18 protein-coding genes and 1 riboswitch are annotated in these 17,219 nt (G+C 68.1%); of the genes, 10 read left to right on the forward strand and 8 right to left on the reverse strand.

Going from position 1 to position 17,219, the window contains the following annotated elements; genetic code table 11:
• Positions 1–47 precede the first annotated feature (47 nt).
• Both FHW85_RS20335 and FHW85_RS20340 read left to right on the forward strand, forming a co-directional pair.
• Positions 48–665: an SCO family protein gene (locus FHW85_RS20335; protein ID WP_168649484.1), complete on the forward strand. Its 618-nt coding sequence runs from the start codon at positions 48–50 to the stop codon at positions 663–665.
• Positions 662–1,132, forward strand: coding sequence for a copper chaperone PCu(A)C (locus tag FHW85_RS20340; RefSeq protein WP_168649485.1), 471 nt, complete (start codon positions 662–664; stop codon positions 1,130–1,132). Before FHW85_RS20335 ends, FHW85_RS20340 begins: the two co-directional genes overlap by 4 nt.
• 62 nt (positions 1,133–1,194) lie before the next feature.
• Here the strand turns inward: FHW85_RS20340 and FHW85_RS20345 are convergent, their stop codons facing one another.
• From FHW85_RS20345 to FHW85_RS20375, 7 genes are all read right to left on the reverse strand, one after another.
• Positions 1,195–2,049 (reverse strand): cytochrome c oxidase assembly protein, encoded by an 855-nt coding sequence (locus FHW85_RS20345; RefSeq protein ID WP_167257778.1) that lies wholly within the window; start codon positions 2,047–2,049, stop codon positions 1,195–1,197.
• A gap of 79 nt (positions 2,050–2,128) precedes the next feature.
• A complete protein-coding gene (locus FHW85_RS20350) occupies positions 2,129–4,024 on the reverse strand; it encodes a GldG family protein (protein ID WP_167257779.1) in 1,896 nt (631 codons plus the stop codon).
• The gene (locus tag FHW85_RS20355) at positions 4,021–4,755 is read right to left on the reverse strand and encodes an ABC transporter permease subunit (protein WP_167257780.1); all 735 of its coding nucleotides are present in this window, start codon (positions 4,753–4,755) and stop codon (positions 4,021–4,023) included. Before FHW85_RS20355 ends, FHW85_RS20350 begins: the two co-directional genes overlap by 4 nt.
• Positions 4,752–5,705, reverse strand: coding sequence for an ABC transporter ATP-binding protein (locus FHW85_RS20360; RefSeq protein ID WP_167257781.1), 954 nt, complete (start codon positions 5,703–5,705; stop codon positions 4,752–4,754). Before FHW85_RS20360 ends, FHW85_RS20355 begins: the two co-directional genes overlap by 4 nt.
• A 178-nt stretch (positions 5,706–5,883) precedes the next feature.
• Positions 5,884–7,230 carry a polyketide cyclase gene (locus FHW85_RS20365; RefSeq protein WP_167257782.1) on the reverse strand — a complete coding sequence of 449 codons (1,347 nt, stop codon included), beginning with the start codon at positions 7,228–7,230 and terminating at the stop codon, positions 5,884–5,886.
• Positions 7,231–7,455: 225 nt separating this feature from the next.
• Positions 7,456–8,097 carry a response regulator transcription factor gene (locus tag FHW85_RS20370; protein ID WP_026635939.1) on the reverse strand — a complete coding sequence of 214 codons (642 nt, stop codon included), beginning with the start codon at positions 8,095–8,097 and terminating at the stop codon, positions 7,456–7,458.
• Between the two features lie 121 nt (positions 8,098–8,218).
• Positions 8,219–9,442: a sensor histidine kinase gene (locus FHW85_RS20375; protein ID WP_167257783.1), complete on the reverse strand. Its 1,224-nt coding sequence runs from the start codon at positions 9,440–9,442 to the stop codon at positions 8,219–8,221.
• A 259-nt stretch (positions 9,443–9,701) separates the two neighbouring features.
• Here FHW85_RS20375 and FHW85_RS20380 point away from each other — a divergent pair, with 259 nt between their 5' ends.
• The 5 genes from FHW85_RS20380 (at position 9,702) to FHW85_RS20400 (ending at position 12,886) form a co-directional block, all read left to right on the forward strand.
• Positions 9,702–10,319, forward strand: coding sequence for a GNAT family N-acetyltransferase (locus FHW85_RS20380; RefSeq protein ID WP_167257784.1), 618 nt, complete (start codon positions 9,702–9,704; stop codon positions 10,317–10,319).
• Positions 10,316–11,107: a septum site-determining protein MinC gene (gene minC, locus FHW85_RS20385; RefSeq protein WP_167257785.1), complete on the forward strand. Its 792-nt coding sequence runs from the start codon at positions 10,316–10,318 to the stop codon at positions 11,105–11,107. The genes FHW85_RS20380 and minC overlap by 4 nt, the downstream gene beginning before the upstream one ends.
• A gap of 81 nt (positions 11,108–11,188) precedes the next feature.
• Positions 11,189–12,004: a septum site-determining protein MinD gene (gene minD, locus FHW85_RS20390; RefSeq protein ID WP_167257786.1), complete on the forward strand. Its 816-nt coding sequence runs from the start codon at positions 11,189–11,191 to the stop codon at positions 12,002–12,004.
• 5 nt (positions 12,005–12,009) lie between these two features.
• Positions 12,010–12,294 (forward strand): cell division topological specificity factor MinE, encoded by a 285-nt coding sequence (gene minE, locus FHW85_RS20395; protein WP_167257787.1) that lies wholly within the window; start codon positions 12,010–12,012, stop codon positions 12,292–12,294.
• Positions 12,295–12,379: 85 nt separating this feature from the next.
• On the forward strand, positions 12,380–12,886 hold the full coding sequence (locus tag FHW85_RS20400; RefSeq protein ID WP_168649486.1) for a hypothetical protein: 507 nt from the start codon (positions 12,380–12,382) through the stop codon (positions 12,884–12,886).
• Positions 12,887–12,970: 84 nt separating this feature from the next.
• Here FHW85_RS20400 and FHW85_RS20405 read toward each other — a convergent pair whose 3' ends face one another.
• Positions 12,971–14,194: a multidrug effflux MFS transporter gene (locus tag FHW85_RS20405; RefSeq protein WP_168649487.1), complete on the reverse strand. Its 1,224-nt coding sequence runs from the start codon at positions 14,192–14,194 to the stop codon at positions 12,971–12,973.
• 116 nt (positions 14,195–14,310) lie between these two features.
• Positions 14,311–14,417, forward strand: a riboswitch (Fluoride riboswitch).
• Positions 14,418–14,488: 71 nt separating this feature from the next.
• Here FHW85_RS20405 and crcB point away from each other — a divergent pair.
• The 3 genes from crcB to FHW85_RS20420 all read left to right on the forward strand — a co-directional run bounded on the left by crcB (position 14,489) and on the right by FHW85_RS20420 (position 17,215).
• On the forward strand, positions 14,489–14,875 hold the full coding sequence (crcB, locus tag FHW85_RS20410) for a fluoride efflux transporter CrcB (RefSeq protein ID WP_168649488.1): 387 nt from the start codon (positions 14,489–14,491) through the stop codon (positions 14,873–14,875).
• A gap of 105 nt (positions 14,876–14,980) precedes the next feature.
• On the forward strand, positions 14,981–16,099 hold the full coding sequence (cfa, locus tag FHW85_RS20415; RefSeq protein WP_168649489.1) for a cyclopropane fatty acyl phospholipid synthase: 1,119 nt from the start codon (positions 14,981–14,983) through the stop codon (positions 16,097–16,099).
• Positions 16,100–16,174: 75 nt separating this feature from the next.
• On the forward strand, positions 16,175–17,215 hold the full coding sequence (locus tag FHW85_RS20420; protein WP_168649490.1) for a proline iminopeptidase-family hydrolase: 1,041 nt from the start codon (positions 16,175–16,177) through the stop codon (positions 17,213–17,215).
• Positions 17,216–17,219 lie beyond the last annotated feature (4 nt).

Below are 17,219 nucleotides of genomic sequence, written 5' to 3' on the forward strand. Positions count from 1 at the left end.
CCGTGCCGGTGTCGTATGCTGGCGCGATGCCGCTCCAGGATTCTCGCATGAAGCCCCGACGCCTCGTCCGCAGCCTGTTCCTGCTCCCTCTGCTGCTCGCTGCGCTGCTGCTGGCCGGTTGCCAGCGCGGCGACGAATTGCCGTGGAAGCTCACCAATGTCACCGGCCATATGCCGGACCTGGACTTCAAGCTGGTCGACGACCAAGGCAAGCCGGTCACCGGCGCCGACTACCGCGGCAAGGTGGTGCTGCTGTACTTCGGTTACACGCATTGCCCCGACGTATGCCCGCTCACGCTCGCGCAGCTGCACGTGGTGATGCAGCGCCTGGGTCCGCTCGCCGATGGCGCGCGCATCCTGTTCGTCAGCGTCGACCCCGCGCGAGACACGCCCGACGTGATGCACGCCTACGTCAATGCCTTCGATCCGCGCGCCGTAGGCCTGTCCGGCGAACCGCGCGCGCTGGAGGCGCTGAGCAAGCGCTATCGCTCCGCGTACACGCGCGAACCGGACAAGGCCGACGGCCAGTACGAAGTGAGCCACAGCTCGGCCATCTATCTGTTCGACCGCGACGGCAAGGCGCGCCTGCTCTCCACCGCCGCCGACGCCCAGGACGACCTGGTCCACGACCTGCATCTGCTGCTCGACCCCGGAGCCAAGCCATGAACGCACGCTGCGCTTTCCTGCTCGCCGGCCTGCTGTTCGCGGGCGCGGCCAGTGCCGGCGACGCCGAGCATGTCGCGGCGAGCCGCGGCTGGATCCGCGTGATGCCCGGCGCCCTGCCCGCCGGCGGCTACGTGGTGCTGGAAAATCATGGCGACCACGCGGTGTCGCTGCGCTCGGCCAGCAGCCCGGCCTACGCCGACGTGATGCTGCACAAGAGCAGCACCGACACCGGCATGGGCCGCATGGAAAGCGTCGATGCGCTGCCGATTCCCGCGCATGGCAAGGCGGCGCTGTCGCCCGGCGGCTATCACCTGATGCTGATGAAGGCGGCCGCGCCGGTGAAGGTGGGCGACAAGGTGCGCGTCACGCTGCGCTTCGCCGATGGCAGCACGCTGGATACGGAGTTCGAGGCGAAGCCGGCGAATACGGTGGATGGCGGCGAGATGCCGGAAATGCACCACCACTGACGCAGGTTGGGGTGGCAACCCCAACATCGCTCATCTGCATGGGCACCGCATGGTTGGGGTTATCACCCCAACCTACGCTCGAGTTGCAGCTGCCGCTTGGACTTGATCCGCCCGTTGCGCGACAGGCGCACCCACTGCCGCAGCGCCAGCAGGCCGCCGATCGATTCGATCAGGGCCGCCGGCACCCACATGATCACGCCGCCCACCAGCTGACCCGTCAGCACGTTGAAGGTAAAGGCGCGGCCGCAGATCTCGAAGATCGGATAGAGATCGCTCTTGGAAAAAGTGACGATGGCGCCGGCGAGAATCTGCGGGCTCATGGTGATGGCCGGCGACAGCACGCGCACGCCGGGCGTCATCCGCCCCGGCGGACGGGGACGGTGGTCCAGCACCAGCCACCAGTAGCTCAGCCCGCTGAGCATCATCGACCAGTTCATGAAGCGGTAGATGCGCCAGTCCAGCATCGCCAGCGTCTGCATCGCCGGGATCAGCCAGATCAGGATGAAGCCGACGAACAGCACCGTGGCCACCGCCGGATTGAGCAGCACGCCGGTCACCGCGCGCCACGGCCAGGAACGCTCCAGCGGCCGCAGCGCACGCGCGCGCCACGCCAGCGGCAGGCCCGCGCGCAGCACCGTGCCCGGATACGAAGCCACCAGCAGCAGCGGCGCCAGGTGATGCAGCAGCACCTGCTGGATGCGATGCATGAAGAATTCGTGCTCGGCGTAGTAATCGAAGTACGTGTGCAGCGACACGTAGACGATGGCCATGCCGGTCCAGAACGAGAGCCTGCGGCTGAAGCTCACCGGCAGCCGGCGGCTGCCGCGCAGATACAGCGCGCAGATCGCCAGGAAGCTCAGCAGAAAGACCCAGGAGAACTCCCAGGGCACGATCCACTTGAGCAGGCTGGACATCATCGCGGTTCGGATCCCGGCGCACGGCAGGCGCCAAGCATAGTCCCGCCCCTTGCCGGCGGGACTGCGGCAGATGCCCGCATCATGCGCGGCGCCGGTTACGGCGCGAGCGCCGCCAGCCGTAGGCCAGGCCGAACAGCGTGACCAGGGCCGGCACCAGCACGATATTGAGGAACTTCAGGCGCAGGCCCAGCGCGTCGATCTCGGCGTTGAGCTGGTGCTGCACGTCGCGCAGCTCCTTGTTGATCGCCAGCTGCCGCTGCAGGAACTGCTCGATCTCCGCGCGCTGCTCGGTGCCGGCGTTGTCGCCGCGCGCTGCCTTGGCCGGCTGCAGCTCGGACAGGCGGCTGCGGGTGACGGCCAGCTCGCGCTGCAGCTCCTGCTTCTTGGCCAGGAACTTCTGGTCCGCCGCCGCCTGCAGCGCCAGCACGCGGGTGAACGGGCGCTGCGAGCTGGTGCGGCCATGGATCGACAGCAGCTCGGAGGAGCCGCTGAGGTTGTCCGCCAGGTTGGTGACGAAGTCGCCGTTGTTGGCCAGTGCGCTCAGCTGCAGCGGCCCGAGCAGGCTCTGCGAGTACGACACCCACAGGCGGTCGGTGAGCAGGTCGGTATCGGCCACCAGGATCACTTCGGCATTGGCCTGCGCGATAAAGCCCGGCTGCTTGGCGCGCTCCGGGAAAGCCGAGGGGAAGCTGCCGCGCACGCGCCCGGCCACCACGTAGCGGGTGTTGTCGGCCTTGTAGCCGTCCAGCAGGGCATTGGGGTCGGTGGTGGCTTCGCGCACGCGCTGCGCCGGCACCACTTCGGCGTCGGTGGTGGTCTGCATCAGCGGCAGCAGGCGCGTCGTGGCCTTGGGCGAGAGATCCAGGTAACCCACGCTGGACAGATTGATGCGCTGCAGGCTCGCCGTGGTGACGTCGCCGTGGTTGAGCTCCTGGCCGGTGAGGCCGAGCATGGCCGGATGGTTGGCCGCGCTGTTGTCGGCCAGCTCGATGCGCAGCGCGCGCGAGCGGTCCAGCACCACTTTCTGCGGATCGAACTGCACGCCCCAGGCCTCGAACAGGCGCTGCAGGTCGGAGTCGTGGTCGTCGATCACGCCGTTGCTGTCGACGAAGGGCGTGGTGTCCAGTTCCGAATATGGATCGACGAAGGCCACCAGGTGGCCGCCGCGCAGCACGTACTGGTCGATCGCATACAGCGCGGCGTCGGACAGGTGCTTGGGATGGATCAGCAGCAGCACCTGGATGTCGTCGCCCACGCGATCGAGCTTGTTCGGGTCCAGCGACTTCACTTCGAACAGCTGGCCAAGCTGGCGGATCACCGTCCACGGTTCTTCGCCCAGCACCGGATTGCCCTGCACCGGCAGGCTGCTGATCACGCCGATATGCGGCTTGGCCGGCTCGTTGAGCTCGTACAGCAGCTTGGCCACGTCGTATTCGAGAAAGGTCTCGCGGCCCGGATCGAACAGCGGGATGGCCAGGTTCTTGGCGCCGGGACGCGTCTCGGTGTCGGCCTCGCCGTCCTGCAGGCCCGCCAAGGTGGTGCCGACCAGGCCGAAGAACACGCGCTCGCCGTTGGTGCCGCCGCTCAGCGGACTGAGCCCGCTGCCTTCGGCGGCGGCTTCGTCGTCCGAATACGGCACCGGGTCCACCACCTGCAGGCGCAGGCGGCCGTGCGAGCGCGCCACCATTTCCTGCAGCAGCTCGCGCACGCGCTGCTCGTAGCTGCGCAGCTGCGGCAGGTCGCGGGTGGAGTGCTCGGAGAAATACAGCGTGAGCCGCAGCGGCGCGCGCAGCTTGTCCACGATGCGCACGGTGCCGGGCGTGAGGGTGTAGAGGCGGTCCGAGGTGAGGTCGAAGCGCGTGGCGCGCATCCAGCGGCTGCCGGCCACGGCCAGGGTCACCGACACGGCCACCAGCAGGATCAGCAGGCCGATCACGCGCACGCGGCGGGAAAAAGTGGGACGCAGCAGGCTCATGGCGTGCGCTTCAGGTCGAGCACCAGCACGCCGGCGGTGAGCCAGGAGGCGATGCACAGCACGAAGTACAGCACGTCGCGCACGTCCAGCACGCCGCGCGCGATCGCCTCGAAGTGGCGCAGCAGGCTCAGGTGCGCCACGCCGTTGAGCAGGCGCCGCGGCACCGAGCCCTGCAGGAAATCCAGCACCTGCGGCTGGCCCGCGAGCAGCAGCAGGAAGCACACCACCATGGTGAGGATGAAGGCCACCACCTGGCTCTGCGTCAGCGCCGACAGGCAGGCGCCGATGGCCAGGAAGGAGCCGGCCATCAGCCAGCTGCCGAGATAGCCGGCGACGATCACGCCGTTGTCGGGCGACCCCAGGTAGTTCACCGTGATCCAGATCGGGAAGGTCAGCAGCAGGCCGATGCCCATGAAGAACCACGCGGCCAGGAACTTGCCCAGCATGGCCTGCGCCAGCGTCATCGGCAGGCTGAGCAGCAGCTCCAGCGTGCCGCCCTTGGCCTCTTCCGCCCACATGCGCATCGACACCGCCGGCGCCAGCAGCAGGTACAGCCACGGATGCATCACGAAGAACGGCTGCAGGTCGGCCTGGCCGCGATCGTAGAAATCGCCGGCATAGAACGTGAGGATGCCGGCCAGCACCAGGAAGATCACCAGGAAGACATAAGCCACCGGCGTGACGAAGAAGCTGCGCAGTTCGCGGCGTGCGACCGCCATCACGGGACTCATGCGCCGGCCTCGCGCACGGGCCCGGGCCTGGACTGGCCGGTGGTGATCTGGCGGAACACTTCGTCCAGGCGGCCGCGTTCGAGCTGGATTTCCGACACCTCCAGCCCCTGCTGGCGCAGCAGCGATTCCACCGGTTCCAGGATGCGTTCGCCCGGCCGCGGAAACACGGTGATGCGGCCGTCCAGCGGATCCACTTCGATCGAGGCCACCTGCGGCAGGCGCCCCAGCATCTCCTGCGACACGCCGCTGCCCGGCGCGCTGAAGGACACCGCGCCGTGATAGCGCGAGCGCGCTTCCAGTTCCGCCGGCGTGGCGTCGGCGAGCAGGCGGCCGTTGGCGATGATCACCACGCGGTTGCACAGCGCGTGGACTTCTTCCAGCAGGTGGGTGGAAATCAGGATGGTGCGCTCGCGCGCCATGGTGTCGATCAGCTGGCGCACGGCGTGCTTCTGGTTCGGGTCCAGACCGTCGGTGGGTTCGTCCAGCATCAGTACCGGCGGGTTGTGCACGATCGCCTGGGCCAGGCCGACGCGGCGGCGCAGGCCCTTGGACAAGGTCTCGATGCAGGTGTCGAGCACTTCCTCCAGTTGCAGATGGCCGACCACTTCCTCGAAGCGCCGGAAGCCCTGGTCGGCCGGGAGACCGCGCGAGCGCACGATGAAGGTGAGGAATTCGCGCACCGTCAGCTCGCCGTAGCTGGGCGCGCCTTCGGGCAGGTAGCCGAGCGCGCGCTTGGCCTTGAGCGATTCCTTGCGCACGTCGTGGCCACATACGCGCGCGGTGCCCGCGGTGGGCCGCAGGAAGCCGGCGATCATGCGCATCACGGTGGATTTGCCGGCGCCGTTGGGACCGAGCAGGCCCAGCACCTGTCCCGGTTCGGCGCGGAAGCTGAGCGCGTCGACCGCGGTGAGCGTGCCGTAGCGACGGGTGAGCTGTTCGGTTTCGATCATGTCCGGAGCGGAAGGAAAAACGGCGGAATGGTCGTGGGCCCGAGCGGCGCAGCGACGAAGCAATGTACCCCATCGAAGCGGAAAAGTTCGCGCCGCCGCGCCTGCGCAAAAAACCTCGCGCAAAGAAAAAGGCCCTTCGCGAACGAAGGGCCTTTCCGATCTTGCGCAGCGCTGAGGCTTACTGCTGGCCGGCGCTGGCGGCCGAGGCCGGAGCGGCAGCGGTGCCCGACGAGGCCGGAGCCTCCGAGGCGCCCGCGTCCAGCGACGGCGGCTGCAGGTTGGCTTCCTGCTCCGGGGTCTTCTCCGGGGCGTCGCCGGTCAGCGGCAGGTAGATGGCGAACTGCGCGTAGCTGGTGACCTGGTCGCCCTGCTTCACTTCCGGCTTGACCAGGATGTCGTACGGGCGGTTGACCACCTCGTCGAACTTGTAGCCGTGGGTCTGCGAGTAGGCCTTCAGCATGTCGCGGGTCTGCGGCACGCCGGCGGCGGTACCGTTCCAGATGCCCTTGAGCGCCGGGCCGCCGAAGGCGAGCACGCCGCGCACGTCGTTGTCGACGATCAGGCGGCCGAAGCGGTCGGTGTTGCCGGGGGTGTTGTCGCTGGCCGGCGCGGCAGCGGTGCCGCTGCTGGCGGGAGCGGTGAGGTCCGGCGCCTTGGCGGCGGCCAGCTCGTGGCTCTGGCCATTGACCGTCAGGCTGGTGGCGCTGATCGGCAGGCCCACGTCGAAGGTGTAGGTCTGGTCGCCGTAGTTGGTGGTGAAGATGACGCGCGGACCGGTCACGGTCACGCCCAGCTTCTTGGCGGCGGCCTGCAGCTGGGCCTCGGCCTTGTCGGTCGCTTCGTTCAGCGCCTCGAGGCCGCCCTTGCGCTCGATCGAGCTGGACACCAGCAGCATCGGCGTGGGCTGGGTCTGCTCGATGTAGGGGACCAGCTTGCCGTAGTCGATGTTCTGCACCGAGGCCAGCACGTTCTGCAGGTCGTTCAGGCTGAACTGGATGAAGGCATCCGGGTCGCCGTGGATGTACAGGTTCGAGTAGCGGTCGATCAGGTTGAAGCCGTAGGCCACGTCATACGACCAGGTGATCTTGGTCAGCTGGCCGCGGCTGCCCTGGCGATCCAGGTCCAGCGTGAAGTGCTTGTCCTGGCCGCGCCAGTCGTTGTCCAGGTTCCAGACGATCTTGGCGGACTTGGCGGTCGAGTCGATCTTGTCGAACGACGGCTCGGCGGTGGCAACGGTCAGCTTGCCCTTGCCCACCTTGTCGTCGTTGCTGCTCCAGCTCAGCTCCGCGCCCGGGCCATAGGCCTTGCCGGAGAAGGTGAACTGGGTATTGCGGTCGTATTTGCGCTGCACCGTGAAATCGGGGTAGCGGCGGAAATTGGCGAGCACGTCGTACACCTGACGCATGTCCTTGCCGACCACCAGCGACCTCTCCACATGGCCACTGCCAGGCATGATCACGCCCACCACGACGCCGACCACGACGACGATGACTAGGGCAACAATGAATTCAAGAACACGCATCATTCCAGGGCTCTCCGAACATCTCTCTTGGCGGCACGAGTGCGTCGCCGGAGACCGGTCCGGCACGGATGCGCTTCCTTATGAAAAGCCCGAAGGAATCGCATTCGTGACAGGGGTCGGCCAGCGCCGAAGCCACCGATGGTACCGGTTCATGGCCTGGAACGCTATCCGCCCCGGAGGGCGCCCCGAAAGGCCCCGGAACAGGCCTTCCGGAGCCTGCGCGGGGCCTTAGACGATGCCCAGTTCCAGCGCCTTGAGCACGGCGCGGGTACGGTCGCGCACGCCGAGCTTGGAGAGGATGTTGGACACGTGGTTCTTCACCGTGCCCTCCGCCACTTTCAGGGAGTTGGCGATCTCCTTGTTGCTGTAGCCGCCGGACAGCAGGCGCAGGATTTCGGTCTCGCGCTCGGTCAGCGGATCCGGCTGCTCGAGGCTGGTGAACTGGTTCTGCATGCGGCCGACGCCGGCCAGCAGGCGCTGGGTGACCATCGGCGCCACCAGCGAGCCGCCGGCGGCGACGGTGCGCACCGCTTCCACCAGCTGCTCGAGCGACACATCTTTAAGCAGATACCCGCGGGCGCCGGCCTTCAGGCCCTGCAGCACCAGCTGGTCGTCGTCGAAGGTGGTGAGGATGATGGTCGGCGGCAGTTCGTTGCGGGCGGACAGCGCCTGCAGCACTTCCAGGCCGCTCATGTTCGGCATGCGCAGGTCCAGCAGCACCACGTCGGGCTTGATGCGGGGGATGTCCTGCACGGCCTGGGCGCCGTCGGCGCATTCGGCCACGACGCGGATGTCCTCAGCCAGATCCAGCAGCGAGCGAACGCCCTGGCGCACCAGGTTCTGGTCGTCGACAAGACACACGGAAATCATCGCGGTTCCTCGGAGCGATTGCGTTCCCCGGCGCCATCGCCGGGGACGACGGGATAGACAGCGGCGCGGCCTTCCAGGCCGGCCGCCCATTCTGGCATGGCTGAAGGCAGGCGGTGCGGACTCACGACACGCTCAGGGCGGGCGGCTCGAAGCGGGTCGGCGCATGCGCCAGGGCCGATTCCTCGCCCAGCGGCAGGCTGACGTTGAGGGCGAAGCCCTGGCCGGCGGCGGTGTCCACCTGGACCGTGCCGCCGAATTCCGCCAGCCGCTCGCGCATGCCCGACAGGCCGTTGCCGGGGCGGAACTGGTCGGCGCCGCGGCCGTCGTCGCGCGCACGCAGCTGCAGCACGCCGGCTTCGTCGTAGCAGAAGTCCAGCCACAGGTTGCGCGCGCCGGCATGGCGGGCGGTATTGGTGATGATTTCCTGCGCCACGCGCAGCAGCACCTGGGCGCGGCGCGGGTCTTCCACGCTGAAGCGCGGCGGCGTCTCCACGTGCACGTTCAGGCCCGGCACGCCTTCGACCAGGCTGCGCAGCGCCTGGGTCAGGTCGATGGCGTCGTCCTGGCGCAGCTCGCTGACCACCTCGCGCACGTCGCTCAGCAGGTGCTTGGCGGTGGCCTGGGCCTTGAGCACGTGCTCGGCCGCGGCGGGGTTGCTCAGGTGGCTGGCCACTTCCAGGTTCAAAGTGAGGGCCGTGAGGTGATGGCCGACCAGGTCGTGCAGGTCGCGCGCGATGCGCATGCGCTCGGCGATGCGGGTGGATTCGGCCAGCAGGGCGCGGGTGGCGCGCAGCTCGGAATTGAGCCGGCGCTGCATCTCGCGCTCCTCGGCCTGCTGGCTGGCGATGACCGAGGCGACGAAGCCCACCGCCGAGAAACCCGTATAGATGCAGGCCTGCAGCAGGGCCAGGGTCACGCTGTAGTTGAATTCCGGGAAGGTCGAGAACAGCACGGCCAGGCCCAGGCACTGCAGCAGGATCCACGCCACGCTGAGCCAGAACGGCAGCAGCCACGGCAGGATCACCGAGGACACCACCATCAGGATCGCCGACAGGCCGCTGTGGCTGTACCAGCCCACGGCCAGGGCCGAGGCGGTGATCAGGGTCAGGCCGACCAGGCGCGCCCCCAGGTTGCGGCGCGAGCCCAGGTTGCTGGTCAGCAGCAGGTACAGCACGCCGAACAGCAGATAGAAGAGCGACCACAGCAGCAGGGCGAAATTGGGCTGGTGCAGCCGGTCCATGCGCTCGACCGCCCACTGGATGATCAGCGGCGTGCCGGAGCAGACATAGGCGAACAGGCCGGTCAGGCGCAGCAGCCGGATATGGTTGAAGTTGGACCATCGCATGCGAAGCATCATAGGCCGGAGGTCCGGTGGTGCAATGCGCGAGAAGTCACTGGCCCATCCCTGCCAGAAGCCATGGCCTGCCAGAAGCCATGGCAGGCAGGCCCGCGGCCACCGCACTGTGCGCTTTACAAAGGTTTTACATGGTGCGCCGTGATATGTGCGCCCCCTGCCCCCGTGCCATAATGCGCCCCGATACGTGGGGCCGTCAGCCGGTCTGTCCCGAGCAATCTCTTTGGCAACATCTATTGCGGAGCAACGAATGGCCCTTGCCATCCGCGACGTGCGCGAGCACGACCTGGATGCCGTGCTGGCGCTCAACAACGCCGCCGGGCGCACCATCCTCGCCCTGGACGCCGGGCACCTGCGTTACTTCTACGACCACGCCGATTATTTCCGCGTGGCCGAAATCGACGGCCACATCGCCGGTTTCCTGATCGCCCTGCGCGAGGGCGGCGGGTACGACAGCACCAATTACCTGTGGTTCGGCGAGCGCTACGCGCAGTTCGTCTATATCGACCGCATCGTCATCGCCAATGCCTACCGCCGCCACGGCCTGGGCCGCATCTTCTATTGCGACGTCACCAGCTACGCCGAGGTGCGCGCGCCGCTGCTCACCTGCGAGGTGTTCCTGGAGCCGCGCGACGACAAGGTGCTGCTGTTCCACGGCACCTACGGCTTCCAGGAAGTCGGCCAGCAGCGCATGGGCGAGGAAGGTCCGCAGGTCAGCCTGCTGGCCAAGGAACTGCCCAGCTACCCCTATGTGCGCGAGACCTACCTGGAGCGCGGCGGCCTGCCCGACGTGAGCTGGCTGGCCGAGCGTCCCCGCCCCACCCATAACAATGACAAGCGCCGCCTCGCTGGAGAGCGGCGCCCGTGAATGCCCGCATGGATACCACCGATGTCTGCGACCTGCGCTTCGGCCAGGTCGGTATTGCCAGCGTGCGCGTGCGCCGTGCCGACGCCGCCGCGCTGTTCGAGGAACTGGAGCGCCGCGTGCGCGCCGCGCCGCAGCTGTTTTCCCGCGCCGCGGTGATCCTGGACCTCAGCCACCTGCTCAACCTGCCCGACGACGGCATCGTCGACGCCCTGCTCGAAGCGGTGCGCAGCGCCGGCATGCTGCCGGTGGGCCTGGCCTACGGCACCAGCGAGACCGAGGCGCTGTCGCGCCGCATGGGCCTGCCGCTGCTGGCCAAGTTCCGCGCCGCCTACGAACCCGCCGACGGCGGCAGCATCGCCCCGCCGGCCGCCGCGCCGGCGCCGGCAGCGCCCGCCGCCGCGCCGGCTCCCGCGCCAGCACCCGCCCCCGCCGCGCGCGAGGCGGAACCGGCGCCCGCCGGGCCCGGCGGCCAGTACCACGACGGCACCGTGCGCTCGGGCCAGCAGGTCTATGCGCGCGACCGCGACCTGATCGTCACCGGCGGCGTGGCCAACGGCGCCGAGGTGATCGCCGACGGCAGCATCCATATCTACGGCGGCCTGCGCGGCCGCGCCATGGCCGGCGCCCAGGGCGATGCCAAGGCGCGCATCTACGTGTCCGATTTCCGCGCGGAGCTGGTGGCCATCGCCGGCCACTACCGCGTGTTTGAACAGTTGCCGAAGGACCTCGAAGGCCAGGCTGTGCAATGCTGGCTCGACGGTGAAAAACTGCTGATCGCGAAACTTTGACGCGGCAGCGCCCGCCTGCAACGATCGCGACATTACTAATCGCAACACCATTACAAAAAACAAATTCTGGGAGATGAACCCTTGACCGCAGAGATCATCGTAGTCACCTCGGGCAAAGGTGGCGTGGGCAAGACCACGACCAGCGCCTCGCTCGCCACCGGCCTGGCCATCCAGGGCAAGAAGGTCGCCGTGATCGACTTCGACGTCGGCCTGCGCAACCTCGACCTGATCATGGGCTGCGAGCGCCGCGTGGTGTACGACTTCGTCAACGTCGTGCACGGCGAGGCCACGCTCAAGCAGGCCCTGATCAAGGACAAGCGCTACGAAACCCTCTACGTGCTGGCCGCCAGCCAGACCCGCGACAAGGACGCGCTCACCCAGGAGGGCGTCGAGAAGGTGCTGCAGGGCCTGTCCGAGGAAGGCTTCGACTACGTGGTGTGCGACTCGCCCGCCGGCATCGAGAAGGGCGCGCACCTGGCCATGTATTTCGCCGACCACGCGGTGGTGGTGGTCAATCCGGAAGTCTCCTCGGTGCGCGATTCCGACCGCATCCTGGGCCTGCTGTCCAGCAAGACCCGCCGCGCCGAGAAGGGCGAGGACGCGATCAAGCAGCACCTGCTGCTGACCCGCTACAACCCCGCGCGCGTGGCGGTGGGCGAAATGCTCAGCGTCAAGGACGTGGAGGACATCCTCGGCATCTCGGTGGTCGGCGTCATTCCGGAATCGGAAAACGTGCTGGCTGCGTCGAACTCGGGCGTGCCGGTGATTCTCGACGAGACCTCGCATGCCGGCCAAGCCTATACCGACACCGTGGCCCGCCTGCTGGGCGAAGAGCGCCCGCTGCGCTTCCTCGAAGTGCAGAAGAAGGGCTTCTTCCAGCGCGTATTCGGAGGTTGAACGCGATGGGTATTCTTGATTTCCTCAAGCGCAGGCCGGAGCCGTCCGCCGTGGTGGCCAAGGAGCGCCTGCGCATCATCGTGGCGCAGGAGCGCTCCACCCGCGGAGCGCCCGACTACTTGCCGCTGCTGCGCAACGAGCTGCTCGAAGTGATCAAGAAATATGTCCACGTGGACATCGAAGCGATCAACATCAACGTCGAGCGCGACAGCGGGCACGAGGTGCTGGAACTCTCCGTCGCCCTGCCCGAGAACGACAAGCCCGGTTCGACCGCTCCGGTCGCCGGCTGATGCACCGCCGGCGGGCCAGCGCGCCCGCCGGCGTCTCTTCCTCATCGACTTCCGCGCCGGGCGCCCGCCCCTAGCGCAGCGACGCATGCCAGACACCCCCGCCCCGCCCCACGTGCTGCGCCTGGCCGACATCCAGGAAGAACGCGCGCGCGCCCTGCTCGCCCGCTACGGCCTGAGCCTGCAGCGCGTGCCCGACGGCCAGCCGATTCCCGGCAGCTTCTGGGGCGACGAAGAGGCCGGCATCATCGGCACCATGGTCTACGCACGCGGCGACACGCCGGTGCATTCGCTGCTGCACGAGGCCGGCCACCTGATCGTGCTGCCGCCGGAGCGGCGCGCGCAGGTGCACACCGACGCCACCGATTCGATCGCCGAAGAAGACGCCACCTGCTATCTGCAGATCGTGCTGGCCGACGAACTGCCCGGCGTCGGCCGCGTGCGCCTGATGGCGGACATGGAGGCCTGGGGCTACAGCTTCCGCCTGGGTTCCACCGCGGCGTGGTTCGCCGAGGATGCCGAGAACGCGCGGCAATGGCTGGTCGAGCATGCGCTGCTCGATGCGCAGGGACACCCGATCTTCGACACGGTGTAGGTTGGCGTGAGCCGCAGGCGAACCCCAACATCGCCACCTTCAAATGCATCGCATCGTTGGGGTTCGCCTGCGGCTCACCCCAACCTACGCCGTTTCGCCTACCGCTTCGCGCGTCTCTACCGCGCGCCGATACCACCGCCACGACAACCAACCGAGCACCGTCAGCCCCGACGCGCCCAGCGCCAGATAAAGCATGTGGCCGGCCAGCAGCGGCGACAGCACGCCGGCCACCACGCTGCACAACAGCAGGCTGGCGAAAGCCTGCACCGAGGACGCACCGCCGCGGTGATGCGGAAAGCGGTCGAGCAGCAGCAGGGTCAGCGTCGGGAACGCCAGCTGCACGCCGATGCCATGCAGGATCAGCGGCAGCATCGACCACGGCAGCACCGGCTCGGGCGACACCAGCGCCAGCAGCAGATGCAGCGCACACGCCGCCAGCATCGAGAGGTACCCCAGGTTCACCGTATAGACCTGGCTGCGCCGCACCGCGAGCCGGCCGGACAGCCACGCGCCGGTCATCAGTCCCGCCACCACCGGCAGGAACAGCCAGGGAAAGCCCTGCGCCGACAGGTGCAGCAGGTCGCGCACGATGCGCGGCGCCGAGGCGATGTAGAGGAACAGCCCGGCGAAGTTCACCGAGCACGACACCAGCAGCGGCCGGAACGGCCGGTCGCGCCCGAAGCCGGCATAGCCGGCCAGCAGCTCGCGCGGCGCGAAACGCGTGCGCGCCTGTGGCGGATGGCTTTCGCGCAGCAGCAGCACCAGGGCCGCGGCCAGCACCGCGGTGAAACCCATCAGCACCCAGAAGATGCCGTGCCAGCTGCCGAAATAAAGAATCTGCGCGCCCACCATCGGCGCGACCACCGGCGCGATGCTGAAGATCATCATCACCCGCGACATCAGCTGCTGCGCCGCCGCGCCTTCGTAGCAGTCGCGCACGATCGCGCGCCCCACCACCAGGCCGGCGCCCGCGCACATGCCTTGCAGGCCGCGGCAAGCCAGCAGCATCGGAAACGACGTGGCCAGCGCCGCGCCCGCCGAAGCCAGCGCGTACACCGCGATGCCGGCCACCAGCACCGGCTTGCGGCCCACCGCGTCCGACAGCGCGCCGTGGAACAGGCTCATCGCCGCGTAGGTGAGCAGATACACGCTGATCAGCTGCTGCAGCTGCGCGTTGTCCACGCCGAACTGCGCCCCGATCAGCGGGAACGCGGGGAACACCGCATCGATGGAAAACGGGCCGATCATCGACAGGCCCGCGAGCAGCACCGGCAGGCTGCGCTGCACGGCGCGGGGAGTGGCATTCATGGCGTGCAACGGAGGGGGGTGCGAGGCTTGCGAGTATAGGGGCGCGCCATCCGGGCCGCATGGTCCACTCGTCAGCTCGGGGTTGGCGCCATGCCGACACCTTCGGCTAGCATGCCCAACCCAAGGGAGATGGCATGCCTCCCGTTCCGTGCCGATACGGACGAACCGCGCCGCCGCCCGCTGCATTCGCTTCGGACCCGGCGCTGATGATGCCTGCACACCGGCCCGCGCCGGGGCGCAGGCGCGTGCCTGGTTCCAGAGGGGTGGGCCTGATCCCTTTAGGAGACTTGGCAAGTGAGCTATTCCGGATTCCTGGTCGTTGGCGTCGGCGGCGCATTGGGCTGCTGGTTACGCTGGGTGCTGAGCGTGCTGTTGAACCCTCTGTTCCCCACCGTGCCGCTGGGCACGCTCGCCGCCAACCTGGTCGGCGGCCTGCTGATGGGCTGCGTGCTGGGCGTGTTCGACCACTACCAGACCCTGCCGCCGGAGCTGCGCCTGTTCGTCGCCACCGGCTTCCTCGGCGGCCTGACCACCTTCTCCACGTTCTCGGCCGAGGCGACCACCCTGCTGCTGCGCCAGCAATACCTGTGGTTCGCCGGCCACGTCGCTTTCCACCTGGCGGGTTCGATCGCGATGACCGTCGCCGGGATCGCCCTTACCCGCCTGCTGCTGCGCGCCTGAGGAGAGGCCGGCCACGCCCGCGTCGACATGATCTATGCATCGCTGGCGGCAGGCTTCGAGTGCTCGGCAGACACTGATCGACATCCACACCATTCAGGGGCAAGCATGAGCCGGGATTCGCTGAAGCAACGCGCCGTCACCCTGCTGGAACACGCCGGCATCCATCTCGACGGCGGCGCTCCCACCGACCTGCGCGTGCACGACGACGGCCTCTACGCCCGCGTGTTCGCCCACGGCTCGCTCGGCCTGGGCGAGGCCTATATGGACGGCTGGTGGGATGCCGAAGACCTGCCCGGCATGTTCACCCGCCTGCTGCGCTCGCACGTGGACCAGGAACTGAAGACGCTGGACACGCTGCTGGCGCACCTCAAAGCCCGCTTCATCAACCTGCAGCGCGGCGAGCATGCCTACGAGATCGGCCGCGTCCACTACGACCTGGGCAACGACCTGTTCCAGGCCATGCTGGGCAAGCGGCTGGTGTATTCCTGCGGCTACTGGGCCGAGGCGGACAACCTCGACGACGCCCAGGCCGCCAAGCTCGACCTGGTCTGCCGCAAGCTGCGCCTGCAGCCGGGCCAGCGCGTGTTGGACATCGGCTGCGGCTGGGGCGAGGCGCTGAAGTTCGCGGCCGAGCGCTACGGCGTGGCGGGCGTGGGCGTCACCGTCTCGCAGGAGCAGGCCGAGTTCGCGCGCGAGCTGTGCGCCGGGCTGCCGGTGGAGATCCGCCTGCAGGACTACCGCGAACTGGACGAACCCTTCGACGCAGTGTTCTCGATCGGCATGTTCGAGCACGTCGGCGCGCTCAACTACCGCACCTATTTCGAAGTGGCGCGCCGCTGCCTCAAGACCGAAGGCCTGTTCGTGCTGCACTCGATCGGCAGCAACGGCGCGCCCTCGCGGCCGGACCCGTGGATCGAGAAATACATCTTTCCCAACTCGATGATCCCCTCCGCGCAGCAGGTGGCCGAGGCGCTGCAGGACCTGTTCGTGGTGGAGGACTGGCACAACTTCGGCGCCGACTACGCCCGCACCCTGGACGCCTGGCGCGCCAACTTCGACGCGGCCTGGCCGCGCCTGGCCGCCAACTACGACGACCGCTTCCGCCGCATGTGGCAGTTCTACCTGTCGGTGTCGGCGGCCGTGTTCCGCAGCCGGCGCGACCAGCTGTGGCAGCTCACGCTCAGTCCCGAGGGCGTGCCAGGCGGCTACCGCGTGCCGCGCTGAATCCCGCGGCTTGCCGCCGTGCAACGGGCGCGGGATAGTGCCGCATTCCAAGCGCCGTCGATGAGGGGAGTCGCGATGAAACGCCTGCTTGCCACCCTGGCCGCCCTGCTGTGCCTGTGCGCCGCGCACGCCGCCGACGCGCCCGCCCAACGCAACCCCGCCAGCTATTTGGACAACAGCGGCCGCGACGACGTGCTCAGCGGCGGCGTCAAGACCATCGTGATCGACACCCCGAAGGGCAAGTTCCGCGTGTGGACCAAGCGCGTGGGCAACAACCCGAAGCTGAAGCTGTTGCTGCTGCACGGCGGCCCAGGCGCCACCCACGAATACTTCGAAGCCTTCGACAGCTTCCTGCCCGCCGCCGGCGTCGAGTACTACTACTACGACCAGCTCGGCTCGGCCTACAGCGACCAGCCCAAGGACGACTCGCTGTGGACCACCGCGCGCTTCGTCGAGGAAGTGGAGCAGGTGCGCCAGGCGCTGCACCTGGACCAGGACAACTTCTGCCTGCTCGGTCATTCCTGGGGCGGCATCCTGGCCATGGAGTACGCGCTGAAATACCAGCAGCACCTGAAGTGCCTGGTGATTTCCAACATGGTGGATTCGATTCCCGCCTATAACGTGTACGCGAAAAAAGTGCTGGAGCCGGCGATGGATCCCAAGCTGTTGGCCGAGGCCAAGCAGCTCGAGGCCAGCGGCCGCACCGCCGACCCGCGCTACATGCAGATCCTCACCCCCATGCATTACGAGCAGCACGTGCTGCGCATGCCCGAGGCGCAATGGCCGGACCCGGTGCAGCGCGCCTTCGCGCATCTGAACGAGCGCGTCTACACGCTGATGCAGGGCCCCAGCGAGCTGGGCGCCAGCGGCCGCCTGGAGCACTGGGACCGCAGCAAGGACCTGCACCGGATCCGCGTGCCCACCCTGGTGATCGGCGCGCAGTACGACACCATGGACCCCGCCTACATGGCCGCGATGGCGAAGAAGCTGCCGCAGGGCCGTTTCCTGCTGTGCCCCAAGGGCAGCCATATGGCGATGTACGATGACCAGCGCACCTACTTCGACGGCCTCACCCGCTTCCTGCACGACGTCGAAGCCGGCCAGGCCGCGCACTGACACC

It is taken from the genome of Dyella sp. SG609, assembly GCF_012275375.1.
In the GTDB taxonomy this organism is placed as follows: Bacteria; Pseudomonadota; Gammaproteobacteria; order Xanthomonadales; family Rhodanobacteraceae; genus Dyella_D; species Dyella_D marensis.